Raw genomic sequence first — 25,666 nt, 5'->3', positions numbered from 1 at the left:
TCAGAGCACCTTTTCAGCCAGTTTTTCCAGCGTCGCCATTCCCTGGATGCCATCCCGATTCTGGTATTTCACCCAGGATTTTAGTTTATCCCAGGCTTTTCCATTGTGGATAAGTTCCCGGGACAGCTCATAGCCTTCACGTATGCTGGAGGCTTTATCACGCAGATAGAGAATCAATCCGGCATTCAGCGCCACAATATCTTCACGGCTCCTCGTTTCCTTTCCATTCAGCAACCGAATGATGCACAGCGCCGACTCCTCGACAGAATCAAACGTTCGGATTTCATCCACAATTCCGGGAGTTATCCCCATATCCTGTGGATTAAATGAGTAGTTTTCCACGGTTTTGTCTTCTTTCAACTCTGCAATATAGGTCGTTCCCAAGGTCGAGGCTTCATCCATGCACTGATCTCCCACTTCTCCGTATACCACCAATGCGCGTTGATAGCCAATTTCTCCCATAAGCTGAGGAATGAAATCCAGCATCTCCTTTGAATAAACACCGCGAACACCATATTTCGGCAGGGCTGGGTTAGCAAGCGAAGCCGAAATATTCAGCACACTCCCAAAAGAAATCTGTGATAAAATCCGCCCCAATGCCATCGGATGAACTTCCGGGCTCATACCGTTGAAGATGCCGATACCGGCTTTTTCGATGCTCTCTTTTACCACATCCACCGAGGAATTCATATCGATCCCCAGTGCTTCCAACACGTCAATGGTTCCGCACACGGATGTCAACGCCCGGGATCCGTGTTTTGCCATGGGAATACCTGCTGCTGCCGCAATGATGGATGCGATGGTACTGATGTTGAATGTTTTAAATGTATCCATCCCTGTTCCACAGTTATCCACAACCGGAAATTCGGTTACTGGATCAACCTTGAGCGTATCCACTTCGTAAATGGCTTCAAAACTTCCTGCCACCTCTTCCGGAGTCGCTCCTTTAGCACTGAGAGCCGCCAAGAACGCTCCCTGCTGCATTGCGGTCTGTTTGTCCGTTAAAATCTCCATAAACATTTCCTTTGAAACGCTCTTTGTTAAACTTTCCTTGTTGATGAGTTTTGTGATGACCTGTCCATAATCCTTCATACTGACTGATGATTCCATTTTTATCTCCTTAATAATTTTTATAGTAATTGCCAAACGCATAATATCGAACAACTATTGCTTGGTGATCTGCTTCTGTTTTTAAAATTTGACAATGGTTGAATAACCGTCGCTGTTTTTAACAAATTTCATTCCCAAAGCCAACTCATCCAGTCTGACACGATGGGAAATGAGCGGTTTCACATCAATTTTTCCACATTCCAGCAAGGCCTTCGCTTTGCGGCTATGAGCGCAGCTGCAGCCATAAGAACCTTTGACTGAAATTTCTTTGTAATGAATCAGATTGATTTCCGGTCGAACATCATCCTCATTTATCACGCCGCTGAAATAACCCAGCTGACCATTTTTTCTTAAAATCTTCAATGCCAGATCCAATGCCCCGGGTCCCGGACAACAGGGGATGACCACATCCGCTCCCATTCCTCCGGTGGCCGCTTTTATCTGTTCAATGATATCTTCCGTCTTTCCGCTGAATACCTGATCGAAACCGAGCTTCATGCCCGACTTGCAGCGCTTTTCATTTTCCTCAATGAGCAGTACCCGTTTTATCCCGGATGCTTTTGCCAGCAGGAGATTGAGCGCACCCATACGACCGCCCCCGATAATTACCATCACCGATGAAGGATTCATTTCCAGCGAATCCTGTATATTGACACAACATGCCAGCGGTTCGATAAAAGAGATCTCTTCAAAATTCAGGTCTTCGTTGCTGATGACATTGAGGATTCTGCCTTTTACCCCTTCGGCCGGAATTCTCAAATATTCCTGAAAACCGCCATCATAATTGAATCCCATAATCTGCACATGGTCACACAGGTTATCCTTTTTATCTGTGCAATAGTCACATTTCCCGCAGATAATACCCGGATGAACATGAACCCGCTGACCGACATGATATCCCATTGCCCTATTTCCCTTTTGTACGATAATCCCGGCTATTTCATGCCCCAACACTCTTGGGTAAATCAGGTCTCGCTGGCCCACACTGAAACACTTAAGATCCGTTTTGCAGATATTGCACGCTTCCACCTTCACCAAAATCTCATCGTCTCCGCAAACGGCCATCTCCCGGTCTTTTATCACCAATTCTCCCGGACGTTCTAAAACTGCTGCTTTCATTGCTTTCCACCTTTTATATTTTTCTGTTGATCAAGACCAACTAAAAAAAGCCCACGCTTATAAAAGCGTAGACTCTCCACATCTCACATAATCTGGTTTTTCCGGCAGGTCTTCTGACTTATGTTCATCGTTCCTGTCGCCTTCCCGTTCTAAAACAGTGGCATTCTGACAGCAACTCCCAATTTACAGCGGTGGGCCCGTATAAGCATCTCACTTATTTCCCTATTCTCCCCGAAGGGCACCCGAAAAACAAACATTTAATTAGTTTGTATTATATCACATTTGTTCCTTTTGTAAATAGAACGCATTCTATTTTCGTTGCCAGTTATTCAAATCAACCCCTTATTTTATGATGTTTTTTCGCGGTGAAATCATTTACAGTCAATGCCCTTCATTTTTTATTCAAATTCTCTCATCAGCTGCCATCCCTTCCTATTGACAAATTCTCCTGCCATGATATAATTCGAGAAATTGAATATTTATTTGCGGGGGGACTTATAAAGTTGAGAAGGTTAAAACCTGACCCTTTGAACCTGTTAGTTAACACTAACGTAGGGAAGCAGGACGTTCTATCTAACTTCGTTAATCATGTGCTTTCCTTACTGGGAAAGCACTTTTTTATTTGCAAGAAGAGCATTATAGAAAGGAAAATGAGATGAAAAATTACAAAACACAAATGGAGGCGGCTAAAAAAGGAATCATTACGCCGGAAATGAAAATTGTCGCTGAGAAGGAATTCATGGAAGTGGAAAAGCTCATGGCGCTCGTTGCCTGCGGACAGGTTGCCATCCCGGCAAACATCATGCATACTTCACTGTCTCCAGAAGGCATCGGAACCGGACTGAAAACAAAAATCAACGTCAATCTGGGGGTATCCGGAGACTGCAAAAACTATCAGCAGGAACTGGAGAAGGTAAAACTGTCCCTCAAATTTGGCGCCGAAGCGATTATGGATTTGAGCAATTTCGGGAAAACCAACACCTTCCGCCAGGAACTCATCAAACTGTCGCCGGCGATGATCGGCACGGTTCCGATGTACGATGCCATTGGCTATCTTGAAAAAGACCTGCTGGCTATCACGCCGCAGGATTTCATGCGGGTTGTCCGGGCTCATGCTGAAGAAGGCGTTGATTTTATGACCATCCATGCCGGTATCAACCGACGGGCGATTGAAACGTTCAAGCGCGATGGCCGCCGCATGAACATCGTCTCCCGCGGCGGCTCGCTGCTCTTTGCCTGGATGGAGATGACCGGCAATGAAAATCCCTTCTATGAATACTATGATGAATTCCTGGAGATTCTGCGGGAGTACGATGTCACCATCAGTCTCGGTGATGCACTGCGCCCCGGCTGCATCGATGACAGCTCTGACTCCTCGCAACTCGGCGAACTGATTGAACTGGGACATCTGACCAAACGTGCCTGGGCTAAAGACGTCCAGGTCCTGGTGGAAGGCCCCGGACATATGGCCATGAACGAAATCGCCGCCAATATGGCCATTCAGAAACGGCTGTGTCACAATGCGCCCTTCTATGTTTTAGGCCCATTGGTAACCGATATCGCCCCTGGTTATGACCACATCACCTCCGCCATCGGCGGAGCCATCGCCGCCGCAAGCGGTGCGGATTTTCTCTGCTATGTTACCCCGGCCGAGCATTTGCGACTGCCGGACATCGATGATGTCAAGGAAGGGATCATTGCCAGTAAAATCGCCGCCCACGCTGCAGATATTGCCAAAGGCATTCCCCATGCAAGAGAAATCGACAATAAAATGGCCGAGGCGCGTCGCAAAGTCGACTGGGATGCCATGTTTGAAATTGCCATCGATTCTGAAAAAGCCAGAGCTTATTTTGAAAGCACCCCGCCGGAAGACAAGCACAGCTGTTCAATGTGCGGAAAAATGTGTGCCGTGAGAACAACCAATATGATTTTGGAAGGAAAGACGGTCGCATTCTATTCTGAAAATTAATTGCAAACTTTCAAACTTATCGCTCATCTTTTCGATTGACCGGCCGATATAACTGTTATCAGTTTCCGTCTATTATGGCGAAACAAATTCGAATAATATGGAGGTAGGTTTATGAAAATTGCAAGTTCAAGTGTAGCCCTGGCCAGCCAAAGCAGCTACACCGAAGCAACCACGAGAACGCAATCCATCAATACCTGGGTCAACGCAGGGAATACTTCAGCCAATCCGACGCGGGCGCAATCACAACAAGACACCCTGCAAATATCTGAACAGGCAAAGAGTCTGCAGTACAGCACAAACAGTGGTGTCGCCACCACCGCAACGGTCGGCGAGAGCTCAACCGCACAGCTTCCCAGCAAGGATGAGCAGATGATCTCGCTGCTGCAGAAGCTTCTCCAGGCCCTGACCGGGAAAAAGATCAAATTCATGATTCCCAAAAATGAAGTGACTACCGACCCCAATGTCACACTCAATATTCAGAGTTTCAACGCGGGAAGAGCGTTGAATGTGCGACAGTCCCAGTCGGTCAGCTGGGGTCTGAACTATCATGAAAGTGTCTCCCACTATGAATCGGCCAGCACGTCTTTTAGCGCCCAGGCCGCCGTGACTACCGAAGACGGCAGAGCCATCAATGTCGGTCTTCAATTGAATATGAGCCGGGAATTCATCTCCCAGAACAGTCTCGATATCCGCGCCGGTAATGCCGCTCAGCAGGTGGATCCACTGGTGATCAATTACGCTGCCCCGACGGCATCGGTTACCGATACCAAATACCAGTTTGACATCGATGCCGATGGTACGAAGGATCAGATTTCTTTTGTCGGCCAGGGCAGCGGATTTTTGGCGCTGGACCTGAACAACGACGGCACCATCAACGATGGGAAGGAACTCTTCGGACCGGAGAGCGGCAATGGCTTCTCCGATCTCGCCAACTACGATACCGACCACAACAACTGGATTGATGAAAATGATGCGATCTACGACAAGCTGCGTATCTGGTCAAAAGACGAAAACGGCAAGGACTATCTTTTTGCCCTCGGTGAAAAAGGCGTCGGCGCCATTTACCTGGGCAATGTCAGCACCAGCTACGCCCTGAAGGATGCCAACAACCAGACCAATGCCCAACTGCAGCGAAGCGGAATTTTTCTGAACGAAGACGGCTCGGCCGGAACGGTGCAGCACATCGATCTGGTCGTCTGACAAAATCATTATCTGCTTGACTTCCTTTGTTTTTTTTGATCCTGACAGGGTATATCAATACCACCAGATATCAATTAATCAGAGAAGGAGGAAGTATGTGATGACGCGAAAAAAATTCGGACCACTTGCCGTGGCCATCATCGTGTTCGTTGGCCTCTTGTCCGGTTGTGGTCAAAACAGCTCACCAAACAGTAATACAGCCAATCATGACCCAGCCAATTTTTACAACCAGGTTCAGCTGAATCAGACCAAAGATGCGGTTGGCTCTGCGCTGGGTGTCACACCAGAATCCGATGACAGTTACTACAACTACATTGACCAGAACACCGGTTTTGGTGTCAGGATCACTTACAATGACAGCAACCAGGTAACTGGTAAATGGTTTTATGCGCTTGACAGTGATTTACCGCAGTTGCGCAATGCAACCGTGACGGCAGAACAGGCTGCTGCGATTACCGAAGGCATGACTTACGATGAAGTAACCAGTATGCTCGGCGGCGAAGGCATGGAATTTGCCTGTGTTCAAAATCCTTCCGATAATGCTAATCCGATCACCATGCACGTATGGATCAATGATGACGGCACGGTGCTTTACGTGACCTTCATCGGTGCAAAAGGAACGGTTGCCAGTTCCAAGTTTTTCAGCAAATGATCTTGAATTCTGTCTGCACGTTAAAGGGGCCTTTGCATGGCCCCTTTTTTTCATTCACAAAGCTCATCATCCTCTTTATAAATTTTTTCAAAAACCGTTTTTTTAAATTGGCGATATCTTTCCGCTGAAAGGGCTTCGGGGTAGCTCATGATGCGCAGTGGTATTTTTTTATTTGCGTCCCCTCTTAAGACCGGCTGGAGATAGCCGAATTCGGACAGAAAAAAGCCCATTCGCTGATAAAAAGCAATCCGTCTTCTGTCGATTTCCGTTTTGTTGTCCTCAACTTCAATCACAACCGGTTTTGATGTCTTTTGCAAATACGCCTTCAGTATTTCGGAACCGATTCCTGTTCCCCGCAGTTTTTCTCTGACGGCAAAATGTTCCAGGAAAACAAAGCTTCTGAAATTCCACTCGGCAATAAAACCGGCTATCACATCCTGGCTGTTTCGTGAAATCAGAATTCGGTACTCCTCTTTATTTAATTGTTCCAGTCCGTTTTCGTAGGTTCTAATTTCTTCTTTTATAAAAGAGACTTTCATCAGCTCGTAAATTTGCCAAAAGTCTTTTACTTCCAATTCTGTCAGTTTCATTTCCATGCCAATCTCCTGTTCCGACTAAATGACCAAATGATTTTTATCATTTTTCACAAGCTGGTTCTGTTATCAATTTTTTCTCAGTATAACATGGACGATTTGCAAAATCACAATATTTATCTGGGAAAATTCATTTTGCTGAATTATAATGAAGACATAAAAAAAGGAAGGAGGAAACAGATGGCTCAATGGAACCCCTGGCACGGCTGTCAAAAAATAAGCCCTGGCTGTCAAAATTGTTATGTCTACCGGATGGATGCCGTTTTTGATCGAGATGCTTCAGTTGTGCACAAAACAGGCAATTTTAATTTGCCGTTGAAAAAAACACGAAACGGCGAATACAAACTGAAACCTGGAGAAATTGTGTACACCTGTTTCAGCTCCGATTTTTTTCTTGATGAAGCCGATGACTGGCGCATTGACGCCTGGCAGATGATTCGATTGAGAAGGGATCTGCATTTTTTCATTATTACAAAGCGGATTGACCGGTTTGAAGTGAATCTACCTCTGGATTGGTGTGACGGCTACGACAATGTGACCATCTGCTCAACCTGCGAAAATCAGGACCGGGCCGATTACCGTCTGCCCATCCTTTTAAGCCTGCCAATCAAACACAAGGGCATTACCTGCGAGCCCTTATTGGAACAGATTGATCTTTCCCGCTGGCTGGATACTTCAATCGAACAGGTAATCGTGGGCGGAGAATCCGGGAGCAATGCGCGCATCTGCAATTACGACTGGATTCTCGACATCAGGGCTCAGTGCATTGAAAAGAATATCCCTTTTCATTTCAAACAGACCGGGGCAAAGTTTGTCAAAGACGGACGTTTATACCGCATTGACCGAAATCTTCAGCATTCTCAGGCTAAAAAAGCCGGGATTGATTTTACTCCCGAAACACCCCGTTAGGCGAATAGCTGATTGCAAAAAGCCGGCATCATCGGCCTTGGCCTCTTGATGCCAGGCAGGTCTTTTCATAAAGCCCCCGGAAGATGTTGTCGGGATCGGTCCTGGCTTTGACCAGATCAAAGTTCTTTTTATTCCAGATCTGCCAGAATTCCGCTTCGGAATAGAAGTTCCCCGATATCAGGGTCTTGATGGCACCGAGCTCAAACAGCTCTTTTTCGATGATCCGGTAATAACGCTCGGGATCTTCGGTCGGCATCCCATAGATTGCGATGTCCAGAAACAGTTCATCCCCGACCCTGCCGAAAAACTCATCAGATATCCATTCATATTGATGCCCGAGCCGATAAGGCACGCACCACAGTGGGAAATGATTGACTTCTTTCTCATACCATTCCATGAACTCCGCCATCCTGGAGAACGGTATGAAGGTATCGACGGTGATCTGATTCGTGATCGCCGGAATGACTTTCCTGAACTGATTGGCGATCTTCAATATGCTGCTGGAATTGATGAACTTTCCGAACAGCAGCCTGATGATGAATGAATTTGAAAACACGGTTGTCACGCCCTTGTCGTAGCGGAAGAAATAATCCGGGGTCTTCAGGTAATCCTCTTTTCGCGTTGTCGTGCTGAGAAAATAGACCCTCGTCCAGTCATAACGGTGGGTGTATGGGGCTTCGTCGACAAAATTGCCGGTGCTGAGAATATACTCTGCCGGCGAGTGGATAATGCCGTCCATAAAATCGATGTCTTTTTGGGTGAAGTGCGCCCAGATCGCAGCCTTGTATGCTTCAAGGCTTTGGTAGCGCTCATAAGTCACCTTCACGAACGGCTTGGCCGGGATCAGCCTGAATTTAAGCCGGGTGATGATTCCCAAGGTGCCGAAAGTCCCGTGCACCATCTGGAACAACCGCTGATTCTCATTATCGGGGGTACATGTCAGCACTTCACCCTTTGCCGTCATGACCTCATATTCGAGGCAGTTGTCATGGAATCCCCCATATTTGTATGACATGGATTCAATGGAACACCCGACAACAGCACCGCCGATGGTAATCGTCTTGAGCTCCGGCACGACAACCGGAACCAGACCATGCTTGATGGTCGCCTCCACAACCTTTGTGAAGGTCGCGCCGGGTTCCGCGATGCAGTAGCGTTTTTCTGTATCGATGCAGAGTATCTCATCAAGGTCGCTGATATCAAGCTTCTCGTCTGAATACTTCTTGTCTTCAAGCTTCGGGACTTCATGAGAGACCGCTTTCTTCTTCAAGGCCAAGGGTGCCGTGCTTTTGCGCTCTTTCAGCTGCTTTGCAATCCTACCGATTTTTTCTTCATGGGTCCCCATCGCTTTAACCTCTTTCACCGTACTTTACTGACTTCATACCCATATCTTCAAGCTTTCAGTTACAGAATAATGTGAACGTCAAATTTTTCCTGACATCGGGGACATTTCACCGTATTTTTCCCCCGTTTAATGGAGAGTTGAAGGGTCTTTTTACAATGGGGGCATTTGCGAAAACGATGGACGCGAATCTCCCTGATTCGTCGGTAAAACAACCGCACTTTTCGTTTGACCGGATTCCAGACTTTCAGAAATTTGTCATTTTCTGCTGCCCGCCGGGATATATTTCTTGAAAACCCTCTGAAAATCGCCAGCACAATAAACACATCCGACACCGCCATCAGGATCAATGAATCGACTTTGATGTTGACGAGCGTCAACACCACCCAAAGCGCAAACATTGCATAATAAAGCTGATCCACACCATAGCGGCCAGTCATAAATTTTACCAATTTTTCTTTTATACGTTCCACTTACAATCTCCTAATCTGTATAACACGCAATGCCCTAAAATATAAAATGTAAAAACGAAAACAGAAACTGAATCACGTAAAACCCGACAAAGAACTTAACAACGGTTCCGAGCGGCGAAAAAGCTGATTTGCGACGGCCAAAGCCGCCTTTTCCTTTTTCAATCTGACTCAGGATACTCTGATATTCGGCATTGTCAGGTTCCATTTCGACCGCCATTTTGGCATGATCACAGGCCGTCTCCCGGTCACCGACGCCATAATTTGCTATGGCACTGTAGTAATACCATTTTGCACTTCGGTCAGACATATGATTAAGGGCATTCAAGGCCTCCCGGTAGTACCCCGAATTGAGATAGCTGATCACCGCATCAAAACCGCTGCTGCTGTTCTGATTCTGGTTGGAATAGGCTCCGAAAATCCATTCAAACGGGTCGAATCCTTCAAATGGATCAGATTGTCCGCCTCCGGCAGTTCGATAACTGCCATAGCCGCCAAACGGATCATAGGTTGTGCCGCCCTGATAGGTCCCCGGATTTCCAGTCGTTCCATGAGCATTTCCGTAGGCATAGTTCGCCTTGCCGCTCTTGATATCATCGTAGGCAGCGTTGATCTGGCTCATTTTCTGGGCTGCTTCCTGATTTCCCGGGTTCAAATCCGGATGGTATTTTTTCGCCAGGTTTTTATATGCTTTTGTGACGTCCTCATCACTGGCATCATGAGCAACGCCCAATATTTGATATGGATCTAAATTCATTTCCAATTTACCTCTTCAAAATTATTATAGGTTCAAGTATAACCGTCAAATATTATATTTTGTTTAAACAATTATGATGACGACGATCAATTCAGCAGCCGACACATTATACCCGTCTGGCTGCCGATCATTGCAATCGGTTTTCTGCACTAATCACTCAAGCTGATATTAAAAAACATACAAAAATGGATTGCCAAAACAACTTTTTATGGTAAAAACGTACATTTAGGTATATATTCTAATTTAGACAAAATCGTTAGAGGGGTTGAGCATTTTAAATGCATCCCATATATTTTTAAATCCGGAAATTTTAGGAGTGAATTTACAATGAAGTATTCATCTGTATATGAAGAGCTGATTCGAGATATTAATGAAGATATAAAGGCGAACATCATTTCGCCAGACGACACATTAAAGGTGATCCGCAAAAGAAAGGCAGTGAGCGAAAACTATCATCCCATTATCGACTATTACTATGCCGACAGCCACCCTGAACAAAAGCACGAGTTAATGCTGGTTAAGGATGTCTTGCAGGAGATGGTTTATCACTGCATGCTTGCCAAATAATCCGATATTCTGTGCCCAACACCGTGTCCCAACGGCTTTCAGTCTGATCTGTCAGGCAACGTCGCTCTGATGCTTTCCCGCGTATTTTATAAGTTGGTGGCAGGCACAGTTCTCCTGTTTTCTAATAATCGTCCGCCAATAGGAAATCAATAATATTTAGATGCTTTATTCCATTCCTTGAAAAATCATACTTATCTAAAGACAATACATATTTGGGGTAATTATCCTTGACCGATTCATATGCGCCAAACTCTCGATCCACCACCTTCTCGTCTGCAAGTAAATAGGCCACCTGGTAATAAGCACGTTTATTCCCATCCATGACAATAAAATCAACCTCACCTTTGGGAGTTTTTCCCACATAGACCTCATACCCCCGGTGGTTTAACTCATTGAAGATGAGATTCTCAATAAGAGCGCCGATTTCTGTTTATGTGTACTTGTTGTTAATTTATTTCGTTCAAACAAAATAAATTTGATTTTCTTCGTTTTGTTTTGTTTAGGCTTTGTTTGAACTAATTTCTCCAGGAAGAGGGTATCTTTAACCCAAAATAGCAGGCACCCATGATATTCCCGTCAATTCATTGTTTATGGAAAGCTAGCTTGACATGCGTCGATAATTATGGTATCTTACTAATGGAAAGCGCACTTTCCATTAGTAAGACAGTGAGGTGATCCTTTGAAAAACAGGTTGGAAGAAATACGTAAACAACGGGGCATAAAGCAGGAAGAGCTGGCAACCGCTTTGGAGGTATCCAGGCAAACAATTGGCTCTCTTGAAAATGGGAGATATAACCCTTCTATCCTATTAGCTTTTAAAATCGCCCTCTTTTTTGATATGTCAATCGAAGAAATATTTATTTATGAGGAGGAAAAATCATGTTAAAAAAATGGTCATTCTATATTGTCATGCTGATTATCGGTATTTGCTGCATTGGCACAAGCTTCTTTTTTAATGATGCCACGATGAAACCCATCGCAGGCAGTTTAATTGGAATCGGTGCCGGTTTGATTGGGATGAGTCTGGCAAATCTGGTCATGAAGCAGATGGAGCGAAAAAATCCCACACTTGAAAAGCAGTCCCAAATAGACTATCACGATGAACGAAATACCATGATTCGTAATCGGGCAAAAGCTAAAGCCGGTGACATCACCCAATGGTTGATTATGGGTATTGCCTATATTACCATCCTTATATCTGCACCTTTATGGGTTACTCTGGTTGTGGTTATCGTGTTTCTTATTTACCATTTTATTGGTCTTTATTTAATCAACAGATACCAAAAGGAACTGTAATGATTCATCGATTCCACCGCATCCGGTACGGTATTACCAAGCTTCAGCCCAAAATAAAATCTACGTATGTATTGGCGTGTCTATCATATTATATAGCAGATCAATAAAGTAACTGATGATGGCGGGAATGGCGAGCGTTACAACCGCCTTTCTGACCAGCATATTCTCAAATACTGCTTATTTCTTTTAGGGAATTTCCACTGTCAACGGATACACTCCCCTACTAAACAATTGCTGAGTGTAAAAGAATCGGCAGAAGTTCTGGGCGTTGGCGTTAACTCAATTTATGACCTAATTCGCAATGACTCAACTTTCTCCTATATCGTGATCGGTTACCGGAATATCAAGGTTCTACCAGAGCAATTGCCTAAATGGAAAAACAAATTATTGAATAAACAAAGGTTAGATCGAAAATGATGCCAAACATCATAAATAAATCTCAAGCAATGTAAATCTTTGGGATAGGAGTGAGATAAAATGTTTTACATCCCAAAAGAATGGCTAAAAAACAAAGATAATGATCAAAAGGTCCATGACATCCTGGACAAGTATCTCGTGAGTGATCTTAATTTAGATACTGGCCCTGTGATACAAGGGCTGAAAGAGATCGGCGAAACAACCGTCATCGAAAAAATAAAAGATGGCACAATAATAATTTGATCCGTGTGGTCTGCCCTAATCCGTCGTTTTGACGGGTATAATCTCAGGGCTCAAAATTGAGCGCACCCATTATAGCCGAAAACAGCTCATACAAGGCTTCAAACGGTAAGACAAACCCTGAATATCAAGATGAGCCCAGATTTGCTATCCAAAATTGGATGGGCAATCGTAATATAATAGAATATTAAGGTACTTGGGAAGAAATTAGCAATCCGGGTTTTAACCGTGTGCAATTCGAGGCGGTTAAAAAAGAAGCGGGTAATTTTTTATTTAAAATATTTATAGGAGCAATTCATGGAAAATATTATCGAATATAGCGAAAGTACATTTGAAAACATTAAACATATTGATGAATATGGCGAAGAGTATTGGCTTGCCAGAGAGTTACAAACTGTACTTGAGTATACCAAGTGGGATAATTTCTCAAGAGTCATCGAAAAGGCAAAAGAATCCTGCAAAAATAGTAACAACATTATTTCTGAACATTTTGCCGACGTCGGGAAAACATCTGCAATGCCACAAGGTGGCGAAAGAATCATTGACGATATTGAGTTGTCACGGTATGCGTGTTACCTCATTGTGCAAAACGGCGATCCAAAAAAGCCGGTCATCGCTCTGGGCCAAACGTATTTCGCAATAAAAACGAGGCAACAGGAAGTTATTGAAAACTTTGAAAACCTGACTGAGGAACAAAAACGTCTTGCTATCCGAAATGAAATTATAAACCATAATAAATCATTGGCGGAAGCGGCAAAGCAAGCTGGTATCACAAAACCTATAGAATACGCCGTATTCCAAAATTGGGGCTATAAAGGTTTGTACGGCGGTATGGACATGAAGGCAATTCATACTTACAAGGGCCTAAAGAAAAGCCAGAAAATACTTGATCATATGGGAAGCACCGAGCTTGCCGCAAACCTTTTTCGGGCAACCCAAACCGAAGAAAAGTTGCGTCGTGATGATATCCAGGGGGTTGACAATGCCAATAAAACCCATTATGAAGTAGGGACAAAGGTAAGACAAACTATTCATGAATTAGGCGGAACGATGCCGGAAGATTTACCAACACCTGAAAAAAGCATCCAGGAAATCGAAAAAGAACAAAAGAAACAGCTAAAATAAATGACAGGTATAATCTCACCCGCCAATTTTGACGCACGAAAAAAAACCTGAGCTGCAGCTCAAGGACTTTCCCAACTTTGAAAAAAGTAGGTGCTATTATGGCAAACAAAAATCCAAACGGTGCCGGTACGATCCGGCAAAGGAAAGACGGCATCTGGGAAGCGCGTTATGTAAACGGGCGTGATCCAGCAACCGGAAAGCTGATTCGCAAATCGAGAACCACATCAAGCCAACACTGGGCCAAGTGAAGCTGTCAACACTCGCACCGCACCACATCAAGAAATTTTATAACAAACTGAATGAAGGTTACTCCCCCAAGACGATCAAGAATATTCATGGTGTGCTGCACAAGGGATTGCAACCGGCGGTCACCCTGGGCTACATCCGGGTTAATCCGGCTGAATCATGCAAGCTTCCAAAGGTCGTAAAGGCTCATATAAAGCCGATGGATAAAACGATCATCCCCACATTTATAAAAGCCATTAAGGGCCATCAGTTCGAAAATCTGTACCTTGTGGATCTGTTTATCGGTTTACGGCAATCGGAAATTATCGGTCTGACCTGGGATTGTATCGACTTTGACGCTGATACAATATTTGTATACCGCCAATACCAGAAATTAACAGGCGGTTACAAGTGGGCTACCCTGATCTGCGCTTTCACGATCTGCGGCACTCTTTCGCCGTGTCATCCCTTCAGGCCGGTGATGACATTAAAACCGTACAGGAAAACCTCGGTCATCATTCAGCGGCCTTTACAATGGACACCTACGCCCACGTTACCGAGACAATGAGAAAAGCCAGTTCTGAACACATGGACGCTTTTATTGGCATATTGTTGGATAAATTACAATGCTCTAATTAGGGCGTTTTTTTATATTTTTTCTGGTTGGGGTAATAGTTGGGGTAGTAAGGCAATTTATAAAAATAAAAGACGGCCCCAATCGACCGTCTTATCACATTCTTTTCAATTTTTATCTGGCGGAGAGAGAGGGATTCGAACCCTCGGTACGCTTACACGTACACACGCTTTCCAGGCGTGCTCCTTCGACCTCTCAGACATCTCTCCAAGGTAGAACTGTTTGTAAAATTATTTTGAATTTTTCATGCCTTATGATTATAAGGTTTTATCATTGAAAAGTCAATCTTTTCTTTTTACAATCCATCTGGCATCACATATTTTTGCATCATACCCGATCTGGTTTCTTCACTATCAAAGCGGTTTCCGAATGAGTATCTGTTCTCATCCGAAGACCGCCTTTGATTGCTTGCTATCCATTATTTTTTAATTCTTGATGCCTGCTTTACGTAGCATCAGCCAGCTAAAGCCACTGAAGATCACAGTCAGGGCGAAAAAGCTAACCATTGCCATGATCGGATTCTGACTGGGTATTCCCAGCATCCAGGCTAATCCCTGCAAAACAATCAGTGAATATGGTGTGGTGATCACTCCCGCCTGATAAAGCATGGTATCCAAAAACGGGAGCACATAGGTCAGGCCAATTGGGACACCGACACTCACGGCAATTCTTTGACTTTTATTCATCCGATAATAGCCAATCCGGATGAAATAGCCGACTGAAAGAGCGAAAGCGTACAGAAATATTTTAAAGCCGATATCAACCAGCAGGATCATTCCCGAACTTGCCGTTGAAAAAAATGTTCCATAAACCATTTCTACGAGCCCTGATATCGGAAAATTCTGAATCTGACTTCCCAGTACGTTGAGAAGATTCAGTATGAGTTCATCCACCAACGCCATAAATGTCGCCAGGATCATTACCATCAGCAGCCGATTTTTAAATAATTCTTTTCGCGTGATGCCGTTTTGAAGGGTTAAATAAAAAGCTTCTTTAAACCCGTTAAGCCCACAGACAAAGAGAAAAATCATCGTTGCGATCTCTAATCCGGTGAACTCAACTTCCACTCCCTGAAACGAAAGGACTGATCCCGTTGAAAGGATAATCACGCAGAGCATCACAAAATAATAAATCATAATTCCTTTTTTATGTTCATTTAATTGAAATTTTAATATCGCGTTCACTTTCATCTTCACTCCTGTTCATTGGTCAATTTAATGAATAATTTCTGCAGATCCAGTTTCCCTATTTCTATCCCATCGGGAACGCTGGAAGCCTCAATTTTCCCCATAACCGTTGCCGATTTCAGGCCGCCCAGCGTGTCAATCCCGATTACTTCCATGCCCTCAATAAATTTATCGACTTCACTGGCCGATCCGGAAACGGTATAACCCTGCGACAATAAATGCTCGCAGGAATCATTTTGAATGATCTCTCCATTTTGAATGATGATGATTTCTTCGATGATGCTGGCGATTTCTTCGATCAAATGAGTGGACAGCACAACGGTGAATGGATTTTCACTGTATTTTTCAATCAGTCGTTTATAGAATAGTTCCCGATGATTGGCGTCCAGCCCCAGCACCGGTTCATCGAAGAACACATAGGGCGTATTCACGGATAAGGCAATGATAATCTTGTAGATCGATACATAACCGGTCGATAAGGATCGCACTTTCTTTTTCAAGTCGAGCCCAAAATCATTGGCGAGTTTCCTGGCATAATCCATATCAAAATCCGGATAAAACTCACGACTCCATTTTAAAGCAGCTTCTCCGTTCATGTTTTCCGGATACAATACTTTTTCCGACATCATATAAATTTTTCTTTGCGCGTCCGAATTCTCCCAGGCTGATACCCCATCAATTAACACTTCCCCGCGGTCGGCGTTCAAACGATTGGTAATGATGTTGAGCAACGTTGATTTCCCTGCCCCATTTCGCCCCAACAAACCGTATATTTTGTCCTGTTCAAATGAAATACTGACGTCATTGAGCGCCTTCGTTTCTTTGAAACTCTTTGAAATATTTTTTATTTCAACACCATTCATTCATCAAACCCTCTTTCCACCATTCTTAAAATTTCTTGACTTGAAATTCGCAATTTTTTTGCTTCTTCAATGAGATTTTTGACATAATGATCAAAAAACTGTTCTTTTCTTTTATTTTTCAGTTGCTCCACGGCACCCTTTTGCACAAACATACCGACGCCTCTTTTCTTAAAAATAATGCCTTCTTCCACCAGTAAATTGATTCCCTTGAGAGCTGTCGCCGGGTTGATCTTAAAATTCACCGAGAATTCCGTAATGGATGGGATCTGTCCCTCTTCCACATACGCACCCGTTAAAATGGCATCTTCAATTCCTTCTGCAATTTGGATAAAGATTGGTTTTTCATCTTCAAAACTAATCTGCAAGTCGGCACCTCCTGTTCATCAGTTAGTTGCTTGACTAGTTAACTATAACGCAATTATAGATTGCTTTGTTTCTTTTGTCAAGCCCTGTATCAAAATTTTCAACACAAAAAAGAAGCTTCTGTACAAGCTTCCGGGTATTCAAACAAATTTTATCGTTGTCCTGATCATTTTTAAATCGTGCTGTGCGCATCAGTTAGCCAGTTTGACTTGATGCACACAGCTGATAATTGCGGTACTGCTCAGCCTAATCGATGATCTCCAGCACTTCTTCGATACATCGTCTTGTTTTCGGCCGATGTTCTCTGTTTTTATATCCGAAGGCGATCATGCAGGATAATCCGAAGTGCTCGGTATCAAGGATTCCCTCTTCAACAAGGATTTTCTCCACTGCATCATAGTTAAAACCTTCCATCGGCGTTGAGTCCACCCCCAGCAGGGCTGCCGCTGTCAGCATATTTGCCAGCGGAATGTAGGTCTGTCGGCAGGCCCAGTCAAAAAACGAACGTTCGCTCTCCATCAGTTTCAAGTCGTTCTTTTGAAAATTTTTCAGTTTGTTCTTTCTGGTCTGTCTTAATTCATCCGTAAAATGCTGGACGTCATTCATCATATACTCGACGTATTCGGAATCGCATTTCATGTCTTTGGGTTTTCTTGCCAGAATCAGAACAAAATGACTTGCCCCAGCCAGACTCGCTTCTGCACCCCAGGCAAAGGGTTTAATTCTTTCTTTAATTCCTTTGTTGTTCAGCAGAATAAATTTCCACGGTTCCAACCCCATGGAACTGGGCGAAAGTCTGGCCGCCTCCATGATCACCTTAAAATCCTCTGCGGATACCTTTTTCTTCGGGTCGTAGCCCTTGCAGGCATAACGGTTGTTAAAGGTACTTAGAATCAATGCTCTCATTTCCTGTTTATCGTTCATTATTTCCTCCTGGTATTGTATTCAGCCTGTGATTATTGCCGGCATTTTCATTTCCGAATTATTATCATTATTCCCAAAATTGCATCATTTAACCTGTTTTTTTACTGGCTGTCCATTTGCCCGGCCACCTTTTTAACCGTTTATTTTTTTTTCAATCGGGTATACAATATTGTAAACCGTTAATTAAAATGTTCGTTTAAAGAAAGAGGTCGCTTATGAATGTAATAGAAATTAATCAGCTGACGAAATATTACGGCAAACATCGCGGCATTGAAAATGTATCTTTTTCTGTGGAAGAAGGTGAGATCTTCGGCTTCATCGGTCCCAACGGATCGGGCAAATCCACCACCATTCGGGCTTTGCTGTCACTGATTCATCCTACCAGCGGCAGCGCCACTATTTGGGGAAGAGACTGCATTAAATACGGTAGTGAACTCCGCCGGGATATTGGCTATTTGCCATCGGAAGTTTTTTATTATGAACACATGAAGGTCATTGAAGTTCTCAATTATTCGGCCAGTTTTTACGACAATGTGGACTACACGCGCATTCAAACCCTGGCTGACGTCATGGATCTGGATCTGAACAAGCGCATCGATGATCTTTCCTACGGCAATAAAAAGAAGGTTGGTATTGTCCAGGGGCTGCTCCATGAACCGAAACTGATTATTCTCGACGAACCCACCGGCGGTCTGGATCCACTGATGCAGCAGAAATTTTTTGATCTCATCCGAACCGAAAACAAGAAAGGTGCCACGGTTTTATTTTCCTCCCATATTTTATCCGAGGTACAAAAACTCTGCGGTCGGGTTGCCATTATCAAAGATGGCACCATTGTGAAAATTGAGAATATCCGGGATATGCAGAAACACAATTACAAAAAATTCACGCTGGAATATAAGGGACTTATTGATGTTCATCACTTCAACCTTGAAGGCATCACCAACTTAACGCTGAATGAAAACACCCTCCATTTTCTATTTAAAGGTGATATCAACCGGATTGTTGCGCGACTTCAGGACCAGGCGCTGCTGAATTTGCTCGTGGAAGAACCAAGTCTTGAGGAGATCTTTATGCATTATTACCAGAAGGAGGACTAGCCATGAATATTCTCAAGCAGGAACTGCGAATGGGCAGAAAATCTCTGATCATCTGGTGTCTGTCCCTGGCGGGTATTTTAATGCTGTTTATGCTGCTCTATCCGTCCATTTCCAGTCAACTGGAAGATTTTCAAAAGGTCTTTAAAAGTTTTCCCATTGAATTTCAACAGGCTTTGGGGGTGGTTAATCTGCAACTTGACTCGATTCTGAGTTATTATCAATTTCCTTTTACCTATATCCTGCTGGCCGGTGCCGTCCAGGCCATGAACATGGGTGTTGCTGTCATTTCTTCCGAAGTCAGAGAAAAAACCGGTGATTTCCTGTTTGTAAAACCCGTGACCCGCAACCGGATTGTTTCAATGAAAATACTGGCTGTCCTCGTTCAGATTCTGATTACCAATGCGTTTGTTTTCGCGACAGCGCTTATCCTAGTCACCATTCTCAGTACCAAACCCTACAATGTTGGGCTTTTTGTCCTGATCACCTGCAGCCTGCTATTTATTCAGATCTTTTTTGCCAGTCTGGGGCTTTTTATTTCCGCCTTTCTAAGACGGATTCGCACCGTTCTTCCCATCAGCATGGGCGTGGTCTTTATTTTTTATATTATTTTTTTACTCAACGAAACATTAAAAGACGAAAAACTCGGGCTTATCTCGCCGTTTGGTTATTTTGATCTTTCCGAACTTTCAAAAACCATGAATTATGACTCGCTGTATTTACTGCTCTGGTTTGTATTAGTTGGTCTGTTTGTCTTTTTAACGTTCCGGCTTTTTGCCCGAAAAGATCTGCCATCCATATAGAATATGAAGGAGGCTCCCTATGAATGTATTCAAAAAAGAAATGAAAGCAAATGTCACATCTCTGATCATCTGGTGCTGCGCCCAGGTTTTTATTATCTATGCCGGCATGATGAAATACCAGGGATTTGCAGATTCTAATGTGGATATGAGCAAACTGATGGCTGGCTTTCCCAAGGAAATCATGCTTATCTTTGGTGTTGGTTCCGTTGATCTGACCAAAGTCGCTGGCTTTTATTCTGTCTTCTTTTTGTACTTTATGCTTCTGGCCGCTATCCACGCCGTGATGTTCGGCGCGGTTGCGGTTTCCCGGGAAGAACGGGATCACTGTGCTGATTTTCTCTATACCAAGCCGATCCGTCGGTTTCAGATCATCATGCCCAAACTCATCGCTGGTGTCATTAACATCCTGATTTTTAATATGGTCACCTTCGGCGCGTCGGTATTCTTTATTTCCCTCCATAACAACGGCGACGGTTTGTTCAGCCAGGTGTCCGTCACAATGCTCGCCCTGTTCATCCTGCAACTGTTCTTCCTGGCGCTGGGTGCCATGTTTGGCGCCGTACTCAAGAACACCAAGCTTGCCACCTCGGTATCGGGTGCTTGCATCCTGGGTTTCTTTCTTGTTTCAGTGGCGGTTGATCTATACGATAAACTGGCATTTCTGGAAATTATCACCCCCTTCAAATACTTTGAGGGTTCCACCCTGATGATTGATGAGCAGCTTTCCTTCCCTTCCGCTGTAATCCTGCTGATTGTCTCGCTCATCCTTTTCACTCTGACATTTTTTGCTTTCAACAAGCGGGATTTGAAAACCTAGATGAATGATCATGACTGGCAACTGGCTGTTCCGGTCTTCGCTGAATCATCTGCAATTTGACCAAACAACGCTCCTTCCCGATGCCCTTGAACTCGGAATTCTTAACTAAATCTTTTAGTTTGAGCACATCCGCAAAATATTATTTAATATTTTGTGGATGTGCTGCTTTTATGCTAAAATGATTGTAATATACTGAGGTAATCGATGGAAATTTTTTCGACACTGGATTCAATCCAGAACTTTTTATTGCAATTTGGCATTTGGACCCCATTGGCATTTTTTTTACTGCAGCTCCTTCAGATCATCGTTGCTCCTATTCCGGGGGGAACCATCGGTCTGGTCGGCGGTGCACTTTTTGGTACGATCGGCGGTTTTTTGTTAAGCGGATCCGGCACCATCATCGGTTCATCGATTGTTTTTCTTTTATCCAAGCGGTTCGGCCGGCCTTTTGTTTTAAAATTTGCGAGTGTCGAAGTGGTTGAAAAATACGATCATATTAAAGAATCAAAGCTGAATATCATTCTTTTTCTTATTTTTCTTTTTCCTCTTTTTCCGGATGATATGCTTTGTTTTATTGCCGGTCTTTCGGCAATGCCGTTTAAAACATTTTTAATTATCGCCGTCCTGGCCCGAAGTCCCAGCGTCTTTATCAACACCATGGTGGGTGCCGGCATCATGGATGATACCCCCACACAATTCATTGTGGCGGTGTCCATTTATGCCGTTTTTATTCTGATTCTTTACCTGAACCGCAAGCGACTGGACGCGTTTATACGGCACAGCAAAAAAAACAAAGATGAGCTTTCTGACAAGGAAACTCATCACAAGGAGCACTAAATGGCAGAAAAATCAAAAAAAGAACTTTATCGTTTATATATGAGTGAACTGGTAACCGCGATGATCTGTGGACTACTGATGTATGCACTTACCGATTCAACGGATCAGCCGCTGGATTTGCGCCTTTTGTTGCCAGGTTTCATTCTGATCTTTATTGTCCTCCAAAGTGCCGGTTACTGGTATTACCGGCATTACCAGGTTGATCATGCCGGAGCCTCTTTTGCCTGGATCATGCCACTTTATTCCATCCTGAAAAAACTCAATCGTTTTTTGTTTGTTCTCTATCCACTTTTTTGCCTGTATCTTTTAGTTACCGATCCGTCAGGCTTTTTTGTGACAATGAATATTTTTGGTTTGATTCTTTATGTGTTTTCGATCATTGAACACATCAATTATTATCATTACAGTGTTCAATTGGCAAATCTCGGTCACAAAATCCCGTCGGAATTATCCGTTGAACTTTCCGACTATGAAAACAAGCATATCAATAAAAAATGAACTTATCAATTTAAAGAAGGGTGTGGCTTCACCAATCAACGTGTCGCCGAAATTAATTAACAATGAATTATTCAATTTCTCTTTTTAGTACGATTAATCCACTTTTTTTTGCCTGTCTGGCTGTCGTCGTCTTACTGCTGGCAAAGGCTGTTTATACCTATAAGAACTTTGAAACGCTGCATGGCAAAGCAATCAAGGAGCTGGTACTGGGCGGTCTTTGTCTGATTTTTGTCTTCGCCGTCTTTATTGTACTGCCTCTTCTCGCAGGAATAACCGTCAATGAAAATGATCTTGCCCTGCGGCTGCCTTCGGGGATGACCTATGAAACCATCAGCCAGGACGATATGATTTCCGCCAAGATCGTCAATCTCAATGATTACCCTGAACTGGCCATCAAATCCAAGGTGGTGGGGGCTGAAACCCGTGATTATCGGGAAGGCAATTTTAATCTGGAAAACGGCACCGAGGCAACCGTGTTTTACAGCGGCAATACCGTTTTACTGGTGGAAACCGCCAATCGCACGTTACTGCTGGGACCCGACCATTTCGATGAATTTGTGAAGTATTTCGGCGAAAAGCTCGTTCCTGTTGAATCGAGCATTTAGCTAAAAAGGACGTGCTTTTTAAAAAGCACGTCCTTTTTTATTTGCAAAAATATCCCGGAATATTTTCAATACCGATTATTCTTTCAATTTTTTTCACTCAAGTATCTGTATTGTTGTTTTAACCGATAATTTCTTGTATCTGTGCATCGGTAAAATCATACTTAAGGAAATGACTATAAAAATACTTGATATCATCGGCAAGATCTTTATTTGACTTTATGTTCGGATATAACTTGTTCATCGTCCACATGATTGTCAGCGGCTGCTCCGTCGTACGATTTCCCCAAACATGGGCAACGCGCGGCATGATATAAATTGCATTGTTTGTAACTGCTGTAAGACCGACAAAACGCTCATCCGCTAATATCTTTTCTTTCTCCGATTGCGCTGAAACAATCATGACATCGGGTTTCCATTGAAGCAGATCCTCCATTGTGTAAGTCAGTGTTTCACCAGTCGTCGCGGTTCTGGCAGCACTTGTCGCACTGATCCCACCGGCTTCGGGAATCCACCACTCGGCAATAATATGGGGCTGTTTAAACTCGGATATTGTACCGTAAACGACTTTTTTCTTGTCCGCTTCAGCGATATTCTTGGTCAATTTATCGGCTTTTGCAACCATTTCATCAAAATAAGACAGATAATCTTTTGCCACATCCTGTTTATTCAATACTTCTCCCAGCAGGGTAATACATTCCTTAACATCTTCAGTTTTTGTCCAAGAAAGCTGGATAACCGTCAATCCCTGCGCCTCAAGCTGAGCTGTCATCGCCGAATCCATCGTCAGACACAAATCAGGTTTTACCGACAATACATTTTCCATCAGCACTTCGCTGTCCGCGCCCTGAAACGGAAGGCAGTTTGGCAGCTGCGGCGCAAATAAATACTGATACTTCGACCAACTTGGCGTTTTTACAAAAGAGGGTGATCCTTCGTTGCAGATCTTATCGCCGGCGCCCATCGTTTCGACAAAGGTATTCAGTACCCCGATAGCACCGAACGTACCGATTTTATTTATTTCGGCCGGCAGGGTGACGGTTCTTCCGGCCATATCGGTAACGGTCCGCTCGGTTGATCCTGATGTACTGGTTGATTTATTCTGTGTACACCCTGAAAAGCAGGGAATGATCAGCAACATTGCCAATAGCAGCACCATCATTTTTTTGATTGATTTCATATTATTTCTCCTCTTTCTTTTTTATAATCGTTCATCACCGGAACACAGACTTTAATAAACCGATCCGGATCATCCAATCGCGCCTCGGTTACCGAAACAGGGGTTGCATAAAGCTTTGATAAATTCTCGGTGGTTACCACCTCTTCCGGAATGCCCTGAGCCATGATGACCCCATCCCGCATCAGCACGGCCTTGTTGCAGGCCAAAAACGCATGATCCGGGAAATGCGATGTCATCAAAATTGAATAGCCCCGCTCCGACAATGACTTAATCACCTGAAGCATCCTGATTTGGTTGCAGTAATCAAGATTCGCAGTGGGCTCGTCCATAATCAGGATTTGCGCCTGCTGAGCTAACGCTCTCGCGACCAGAACCATCTGCTTCTCGCCGCCACTCATTTCATTGAACAGATAGCGGCTCATATGCAGGATTCCCAGTTTTTCCATCGCTTCATCGGAAATCATGCGGTCTTTTTTAGTCGGACGTTTCCCAGTAGACAGATGCGCGACGCGTCCCATCAGCACCACTTCTCTTGCTTCATAGGGGAAAGCCATCGTTGTCGCCTGGGGAACATACGCCATCATTTGCGCCCGTTTTTTCGCTGATGTTCGCGTTAAATCAAGCCCGTCAATTTCAATCCTGCCACTTTTCATTTTATTAAGTGCGAGCAGACAGCGTAACAGTGTCGTTTTTCCCGTCCCGTTCGGTCCCAGCATACATAAAATATCATGACTTTCCAGGGCAAATGAAATATCTTTCAAAATGATCCTGTCCGGATGATAGAAATAACTCAAACCCTTAACCGTCAACATTATGACCACCCCTTCTTGACTCTTGACAACAATATGACAAATACCGGCGTCCCAACCAAAGCGGTCATCACGCCAAGCGGCAGTTCAGCGCCTTCAACTCCGCGGATAACATTATCGATAATCAATAAAAATGCGCCTCCCACGATAAAGGAAGTGGCCGCAAGCTTCGAAAAATTTGCTCCGGTAATCATTCGGGCAATATGTGGTACCACCATGCCAACCCATCCCACGATACCGCAAATGCTCACTGCCGAAACGGTCATCAGTGTCGAACTGATAACAACGACCAGTTTGACCAGCGGCACGTTAACGCCCATTGTAATGGCTTCATCTTCTCCTGCTGCCAGCGCATTGATCTGGTGTCTGAAAACAAAAATCATCGCCAGTGAAAAAATCAGCGCCGGCAGCATCACTAAAATATCTTCATTCGTACACTTTCCCAGACTCCCCATCAGCCAAAATGTGATCGAGGGCAACTGATTTTCGGTATCGGCCAACGTTTTCACGATCGAAATCAATGCCTGAAACAGACTTGAAACAACAACTCCTGCTAGAATAAGGACCGTAATCGAATGATCGCCAAACATATGTGAGATAAAATAAGCGGCTGATACTGCAATAATTCCAAAAATAAACGCCAGCACCTGAACTTCCCACCAGGAAGCATTGTTAATCATTGCTAACGCTGCGCCAAAGCCAGCGCCTGCTGAAACCCCCAGGATATCCGGTGATACCATCGGGTTTTTAAATAATGTCTGATACGAAGCGCCCGAAACTGAAAGCGCTCCGCCCACTAGAATTGCCAGAACAATTCGGGGAAAACGCACCTGTAAAATAACGGTATTAAGGGTAGCATCCCAATACTGCGGTATATTGATAAATTGTGCCAGGATGATGTCCCAAACCGTTTTAATTGACATTTCAAACCGTCCTATTAAAAATGATGCAAAGAACAAAAATATCGTCAGGCAAATCAATAAAATGGTTTTGATTATAAAATAATCATTGCTTCTAATTTTCAATCCGTTATTCCTCTTTTTTTAAGTTTTAATCTGTTT

At 43.9% G+C, this 25,666-nt stretch carries 30 protein-coding genes, 1 tRNA gene, 1 pseudogene and 2 riboswitches; of the genes and pseudogenes, 17 read left to right on the top strand and 15 right to left on the bottom strand.

Annotated features, from left to right (window positions below):
* The gene (gene trpD, locus GH808_RS08265) at positions 1 to 1,110 is read right to left on the bottom strand and encodes an anthranilate phosphoribosyltransferase (protein ID WP_186842310.1); all 1,110 of its coding nucleotides are present in this window, start codon (positions 1,108 to 1,110) and stop codon (positions 1 to 3) included.
* 81 nt (positions 1,111 to 1,191) lie between these two features.
* Positions 1,192 to 2,229 (bottom strand): alcohol dehydrogenase catalytic domain-containing protein, encoded by a 1,038-nt coding sequence (locus tag GH808_RS08260; protein WP_186842309.1) that lies wholly within the window; start codon positions 2,227 to 2,229, stop codon positions 1,192 to 1,194.
* 86 nt (positions 2,230 to 2,315) lie between these two features.
* Positions 2,316 to 2,490, bottom strand: a riboswitch (cobalamin riboswitch).
* A 216-nt stretch (positions 2,491 to 2,706) separates the two neighbouring features.
* Positions 2,707 to 2,805, top strand: a riboswitch (TPP riboswitch).
* A gap of 79 nt (positions 2,806 to 2,884) precedes the next feature.
* On the opposite strand from GH808_RS08260, the gene thiC reads away from it, so the two are divergent.
* From thiC to GH808_RS08245, 3 genes are all read left to right on the top strand, one after another.
* Positions 2,885 to 4,198 (top strand): phosphomethylpyrimidine synthase ThiC, encoded by a 1,314-nt coding sequence (gene thiC, locus GH808_RS08255; RefSeq protein ID WP_186842308.1) that lies wholly within the window; start codon positions 2,885 to 2,887, stop codon positions 4,196 to 4,198.
* 111 nt (positions 4,199 to 4,309) lie between these two features.
* Positions 4,310 to 5,398, top strand: a complete 1,089-nt coding sequence (locus tag GH808_RS08250; RefSeq protein ID WP_186842307.1) for a hypothetical protein — start codon at positions 4,310 to 4,312, stop codon at positions 5,396 to 5,398.
* A gap of 100 nt (positions 5,399 to 5,498) precedes the next feature.
* Positions 5,499 to 6,050: a hypothetical protein gene (locus GH808_RS08245; protein WP_186842306.1), complete on the top strand. Its 552-nt coding sequence runs from the start codon at positions 5,499 to 5,501 to the stop codon at positions 6,048 to 6,050.
* Positions 6,051 to 6,100: 50 nt separating this feature from the next.
* On the opposite strand, the gene GH808_RS08240 is transcribed toward GH808_RS08245, so the two are convergent.
* Positions 6,101 to 6,646 (bottom strand): GNAT family N-acetyltransferase, encoded by a 546-nt coding sequence (locus GH808_RS08240; protein WP_186842305.1) that lies wholly within the window; start codon positions 6,644 to 6,646, stop codon positions 6,101 to 6,103.
* 177 nt (positions 6,647 to 6,823) lie between these two features.
* Here GH808_RS08240 and GH808_RS08235 point away from each other — a divergent pair, with 177 nt between their 5' ends.
* The gene (locus GH808_RS08235; protein WP_186842304.1) at positions 6,824 to 7,552 is read left to right on the top strand and encodes a DUF5131 family protein; all 729 of its coding nucleotides are present in this window, start codon (positions 6,824 to 6,826) and stop codon (positions 7,550 to 7,552) included.
* Positions 7,553 to 7,580: 28 nt separating this feature from the next.
* Here GH808_RS08235 and GH808_RS08230 read toward each other — a convergent pair whose 3' ends face one another.
* From GH808_RS08230 to GH808_RS08220, 3 genes are read right to left on the bottom strand one after another with little or no spacing between them, the layout of a single operon-like run.
* Positions 7,581 to 8,897 (bottom strand): FAD-binding oxidoreductase, encoded by a 1,317-nt coding sequence (locus tag GH808_RS08230; protein ID WP_186842303.1) that lies wholly within the window; start codon positions 8,895 to 8,897, stop codon positions 7,581 to 7,583.
* A 59-nt stretch (positions 8,898 to 8,956) separates the two neighbouring features.
* Positions 8,957 to 9,367, bottom strand: a complete 411-nt coding sequence (locus GH808_RS08225) for a hypothetical protein (RefSeq protein ID WP_186842302.1) — start codon at positions 9,365 to 9,367, stop codon at positions 8,957 to 8,959.
* A gap of 34 nt (positions 9,368 to 9,401) precedes the next feature.
* Positions 9,402 to 10,121: a DnaJ domain-containing protein gene (locus GH808_RS08220; RefSeq protein ID WP_186842301.1), complete on the bottom strand. Its 720-nt coding sequence runs from the start codon at positions 10,119 to 10,121 to the stop codon at positions 9,402 to 9,404.
* Between the two features lie 327 nt (positions 10,122 to 10,448).
* Here GH808_RS08220 and GH808_RS08215 point away from each other — a divergent pair, with 327 nt between their 5' ends.
* Positions 10,449 to 10,688, top strand: coding sequence for a hypothetical protein (locus GH808_RS08215; RefSeq protein ID WP_186842300.1), 240 nt, complete (start codon positions 10,449 to 10,451; stop codon positions 10,686 to 10,688).
* Positions 10,689 to 10,809: 121 nt separating this feature from the next.
* Here GH808_RS08215 and GH808_RS08210 read toward each other — a convergent pair whose 3' ends face one another.
* Positions 10,810 to 11,049 (bottom strand): ATP-binding protein, encoded by a 240-nt coding sequence (locus GH808_RS08210; RefSeq protein ID WP_186842299.1) that lies wholly within the window; start codon positions 11,047 to 11,049, stop codon positions 10,810 to 10,812.
* 318 nt (positions 11,050 to 11,367) lie between these two features.
* Between GH808_RS08210 and GH808_RS08205 the strand changes: the two genes are divergently transcribed.
* The 6 genes and pseudogenes from GH808_RS08205 to GH808_RS08180 all read left to right on the top strand — a co-directional run bounded on the left by GH808_RS08205 (position 11,368) and on the right by GH808_RS08180 (position 14,630).
* Entirely contained in the window at positions 11,368 to 11,574 is a 207-nt protein-coding gene (locus GH808_RS08205; RefSeq protein ID WP_186842298.1) for a helix-turn-helix transcriptional regulator, read from the top strand.
* Complete coding sequence (locus GH808_RS08200; RefSeq protein ID WP_186842297.1) at positions 11,568 to 11,984, top strand: DUF2178 domain-containing protein; 417 nt, start codon at positions 11,568 to 11,570, stop codon at positions 11,982 to 11,984. The genes GH808_RS08205 and GH808_RS08200 overlap by 7 nt, the downstream gene beginning before the upstream one ends.
* Positions 11,985 to 12,461: 477 nt before the next feature.
* Positions 12,462 to 12,644 (top strand): hypothetical protein, encoded by a 183-nt coding sequence (locus GH808_RS08195; protein ID WP_186842296.1) that lies wholly within the window; start codon positions 12,462 to 12,464, stop codon positions 12,642 to 12,644.
* Between the two features lie 294 nt (positions 12,645 to 12,938).
* Positions 12,939 to 13,766 carry a DNA damage-inducible protein D gene (gene dinD, locus GH808_RS08190; RefSeq protein ID WP_186842295.1) on the top strand — a complete coding sequence of 276 codons (828 nt, stop codon included), beginning with the start codon at positions 12,939 to 12,941 and terminating at the stop codon, positions 13,764 to 13,766.
* A 205-nt stretch (positions 13,767 to 13,971) separates the two neighbouring features.
* Positions 13,972 to 14,052: pseudogene (locus GH808_RS15780) on the top strand (tyrosine-type recombinase/integrase); the annotation flags it as partial.
* Positions 14,053 to 14,402: 350 nt separating this feature from the next.
* Positions 14,403 to 14,630, top strand: a complete 228-nt coding sequence (locus GH808_RS08180; RefSeq protein WP_311135769.1) for a tyrosine-type recombinase/integrase — start codon at positions 14,403 to 14,405, stop codon at positions 14,628 to 14,630.
* A gap of 114 nt (positions 14,631 to 14,744) precedes the next feature.
* On the opposite strand, the gene GH808_RS08175 is transcribed toward GH808_RS08180, so the two are convergent.
* From GH808_RS08175 to GH808_RS08155, 5 genes are all read right to left on the bottom strand, one after another.
* Positions 14,745 to 14,834 (bottom strand) — tRNA-Ser (locus GH808_RS08175).
* Between the two features lie 216 nt (positions 14,835 to 15,050).
* A complete protein-coding gene (locus tag GH808_RS08170; RefSeq protein ID WP_186842294.1) occupies positions 15,051 to 15,815 on the bottom strand; it encodes a hypothetical protein in 765 nt (254 codons plus the stop codon).
* Between the two features lie 2 nt (positions 15,816 to 15,817).
* Positions 15,818 to 16,675: an ATP-binding cassette domain-containing protein gene (locus tag GH808_RS08165; protein ID WP_186842293.1), complete on the bottom strand. Its 858-nt coding sequence runs from the start codon at positions 16,673 to 16,675 to the stop codon at positions 15,818 to 15,820.
* Positions 16,672 to 17,040: a GntR family transcriptional regulator gene (locus GH808_RS08160; RefSeq protein WP_186842292.1), complete on the bottom strand. Its 369-nt coding sequence runs from the start codon at positions 17,038 to 17,040 to the stop codon at positions 16,672 to 16,674. Before GH808_RS08160 ends, GH808_RS08165 begins: the two co-directional genes overlap by 4 nt.
* Positions 17,041 to 17,284: 244 nt before the next feature.
* A complete protein-coding gene (locus GH808_RS08155) occupies positions 17,285 to 17,962 on the bottom strand; it encodes an NAD(P)H-dependent oxidoreductase (RefSeq protein ID WP_186842291.1) in 678 nt (225 codons plus the stop codon).
* Positions 17,963 to 18,177: 215 nt separating this feature from the next.
* On the opposite strand from GH808_RS08155, the gene GH808_RS08150 reads away from it, so the two are divergent.
* The 6 genes from GH808_RS08150 to GH808_RS08125 all read left to right on the top strand — a co-directional run bounded on the left by GH808_RS08150 (position 18,178) and on the right by GH808_RS08125 (position 22,619).
* Positions 18,178 to 19,062: an ABC transporter ATP-binding protein gene (locus GH808_RS08150; protein WP_186842290.1), complete on the top strand. Its 885-nt coding sequence runs from the start codon at positions 18,178 to 18,180 to the stop codon at positions 19,060 to 19,062.
* A gap of 2 nt (positions 19,063 to 19,064) precedes the next feature.
* Complete coding sequence (locus GH808_RS08145) at positions 19,065 to 19,862, top strand: ABC transporter permease subunit (RefSeq protein WP_186842289.1); 798 nt, start codon at positions 19,065 to 19,067, stop codon at positions 19,860 to 19,862.
* Between the two features lie 19 nt (positions 19,863 to 19,881).
* The gene (locus GH808_RS08140) at positions 19,882 to 20,679 is read left to right on the top strand and encodes an ABC transporter permease subunit (RefSeq protein ID WP_186842288.1); all 798 of its coding nucleotides are present in this window, start codon (positions 19,882 to 19,884) and stop codon (positions 20,677 to 20,679) included.
* Positions 20,680 to 20,883: 204 nt separating this feature from the next.
* Positions 20,884 to 21,516 (top strand): TVP38/TMEM64 family protein, encoded by a 633-nt coding sequence (locus GH808_RS08135; RefSeq protein WP_186842287.1) that lies wholly within the window; start codon positions 20,884 to 20,886, stop codon positions 21,514 to 21,516.
* Entirely contained in the window at positions 21,517 to 22,014 is a 498-nt protein-coding gene (locus tag GH808_RS08130) for a hypothetical protein (RefSeq protein ID WP_186842286.1), read from the top strand. It abuts the gene before it with no gap.
* A gap of 62 nt (positions 22,015 to 22,076) precedes the next feature.
* The gene (locus GH808_RS08125) at positions 22,077 to 22,619 is read left to right on the top strand and encodes a PH domain-containing protein (RefSeq protein WP_186842285.1); all 543 of its coding nucleotides are present in this window, start codon (positions 22,077 to 22,079) and stop codon (positions 22,617 to 22,619) included.
* A gap of 118 nt (positions 22,620 to 22,737) precedes the next feature.
* Here GH808_RS08125 and GH808_RS08120 read toward each other — a convergent pair whose 3' ends face one another.
* The 3 genes from GH808_RS08120 to GH808_RS08110 are packed head-to-tail and all read right to left on the bottom strand — an operon-like array spanning position 22,738 to position 25,585.
* Positions 22,738 to 23,796 (bottom strand): ABC transporter substrate-binding protein, encoded by a 1,059-nt coding sequence (locus GH808_RS08120; RefSeq protein WP_186842284.1) that lies wholly within the window; start codon positions 23,794 to 23,796, stop codon positions 22,738 to 22,740.
* Positions 23,793 to 24,608 carry an ABC transporter ATP-binding protein gene (locus tag GH808_RS08115; protein ID WP_186842283.1) on the bottom strand — a complete coding sequence of 272 codons (816 nt, stop codon included), beginning with the start codon at positions 24,606 to 24,608 and terminating at the stop codon, positions 23,793 to 23,795. The genes GH808_RS08120 and GH808_RS08115 overlap by 4 nt, the downstream gene beginning before the upstream one ends.
* Positions 24,608 to 25,585, bottom strand: coding sequence for a FecCD family ABC transporter permease (locus GH808_RS08110; protein WP_338000872.1), 978 nt, complete (start codon positions 25,583 to 25,585; stop codon positions 24,608 to 24,610). The genes GH808_RS08115 and GH808_RS08110 overlap by 1 nt, the downstream gene beginning before the upstream one ends.
* Positions 25,586 to 25,666: the final 81 nt, after the last annotated feature.

Source organism: Acetobacterium fimetarium, assembly GCF_014284475.1.
Classification (GTDB): Bacteria; Bacillota; Clostridia; order Eubacteriales; family Eubacteriaceae; genus Acetobacterium; species Acetobacterium fimetarium.
Note: the sequence above shows the minus strand (reverse complement) of the source record. Positions and strands in the feature narration are given on the sequence as shown.

Bases quoted from the DNA above. Each gene is read 5' to 3' on its own strand.
- GH808_RS08145 (WP_186842289.1), top strand. From the start codon at position 19,065: ATGAATATTCTCAAGCAGGAACTGCGAATGGGCAGAAAATCTCTGATC.
- GH808_RS08220 (WP_186842301.1), bottom strand. From the start codon at position 10,121: ATGAATTTAGATCCATATCAAATATTGGGCGTTGCTCATGATGCCAGT.
- trpD (WP_186842310.1), bottom strand. From the start codon at position 1,110: ATGGAATCATCAGTCAGTATGAAGGATTATGGACAGGTCATCACAAAA.
- GH808_RS08125 (WP_186842285.1), top strand. From the start codon at position 22,077: ATGAATTATTCAATTTCTCTTTTTAGTACGATTAATCCACTTTTTTTT.
- GH808_RS08250 (WP_186842307.1), top strand. From the start codon at position 4,310: ATGAAAATTGCAAGTTCAAGTGTAGCCCTGGCCAGCCAAAGCAGCTAC.
- GH808_RS08135 (WP_186842287.1), top strand. From the start codon at position 20,884: ATGGAAATTTTTTCGACACTGGATTCAATCCAGAACTTTTTATTGCAA.
- GH808_RS08260 (WP_186842309.1), bottom strand. From the start codon at position 2,229: ATGAAAGCAGCAGTTTTAGAACGTCCGGGAGAATTGGTGATAAAAGAC.
- GH808_RS08120 (WP_186842284.1), bottom strand. From the start codon at position 23,796: ATGAAATCAATCAAAAAAATGATGGTGCTGCTATTGGCAATGTTGCTG.
- GH808_RS08130 (WP_186842286.1), top strand. From the start codon at position 21,517: ATGGCAGAAAAATCAAAAAAAGAACTTTATCGTTTATATATGAGTGAA.
- thiC (WP_186842308.1), top strand. From the start codon at position 2,885: ATGAAAAATTACAAAACACAAATGGAGGCGGCTAAAAAAGGAATCATT.
- GH808_RS08150 (WP_186842290.1), top strand. From the start codon at position 18,178: ATGAATGTAATAGAAATTAATCAGCTGACGAAATATTACGGCAAACAT.
- GH808_RS08215 (WP_186842300.1), top strand. From the start codon at position 10,449: ATGAAGTATTCATCTGTATATGAAGAGCTGATTCGAGATATTAATGAA.
- GH808_RS08230 (WP_186842303.1), bottom strand. From the start codon at position 8,897: ATGGGGACCCATGAAGAAAAAATCGGTAGGATTGCAAAGCAGCTGAAA.
- GH808_RS08165 (WP_186842293.1), bottom strand. From the start codon at position 16,675: ATGAATGGTGTTGAAATAAAAAATATTTCAAAGAGTTTCAAAGAAACG.
- GH808_RS08140 (WP_186842288.1), top strand. From the start codon at position 19,882: ATGAATGTATTCAAAAAAGAAATGAAAGCAAATGTCACATCTCTGATC.
- GH808_RS08170 (WP_186842294.1), bottom strand. From the start codon at position 15,815: ATGAAAGTGAACGCGATATTAAAATTTCAATTAAATGAACATAAAAAA.
- dinD (WP_186842295.1), top strand. From the start codon at position 12,939: ATGGAAAATATTATCGAATATAGCGAAAGTACATTTGAAAACATTAAA.
- GH808_RS08195 (WP_186842296.1), top strand. From the start codon at position 12,462: ATGTTTTACATCCCAAAAGAATGGCTAAAAAACAAAGATAATGATCAA.
- GH808_RS08240 (WP_186842305.1), bottom strand. From the start codon at position 6,646: ATGGAAATGAAACTGACAGAATTGGAAGTAAAAGACTTTTGGCAAATT.
- GH808_RS08235 (WP_186842304.1), top strand. From the start codon at position 6,824: ATGGCTCAATGGAACCCCTGGCACGGCTGTCAAAAAATAAGCCCTGGC.
- GH808_RS08155 (WP_186842291.1), bottom strand. From the start codon at position 17,962: ATGAACGATAAACAGGAAATGAGAGCATTGATTCTAAGTACCTTTAAC.
- GH808_RS08245 (WP_186842306.1), top strand. From the start codon at position 5,499: ATGACGCGAAAAAAATTCGGACCACTTGCCGTGGCCATCATCGTGTTC.
- GH808_RS08115 (WP_186842283.1), bottom strand. From the start codon at position 24,608: ATGTTGACGGTTAAGGGTTTGAGTTATTTCTATCATCCGGACAGGATC.
- GH808_RS08200 (WP_186842297.1), top strand. From the start codon at position 11,568: ATGTTAAAAAAATGGTCATTCTATATTGTCATGCTGATTATCGGTATT.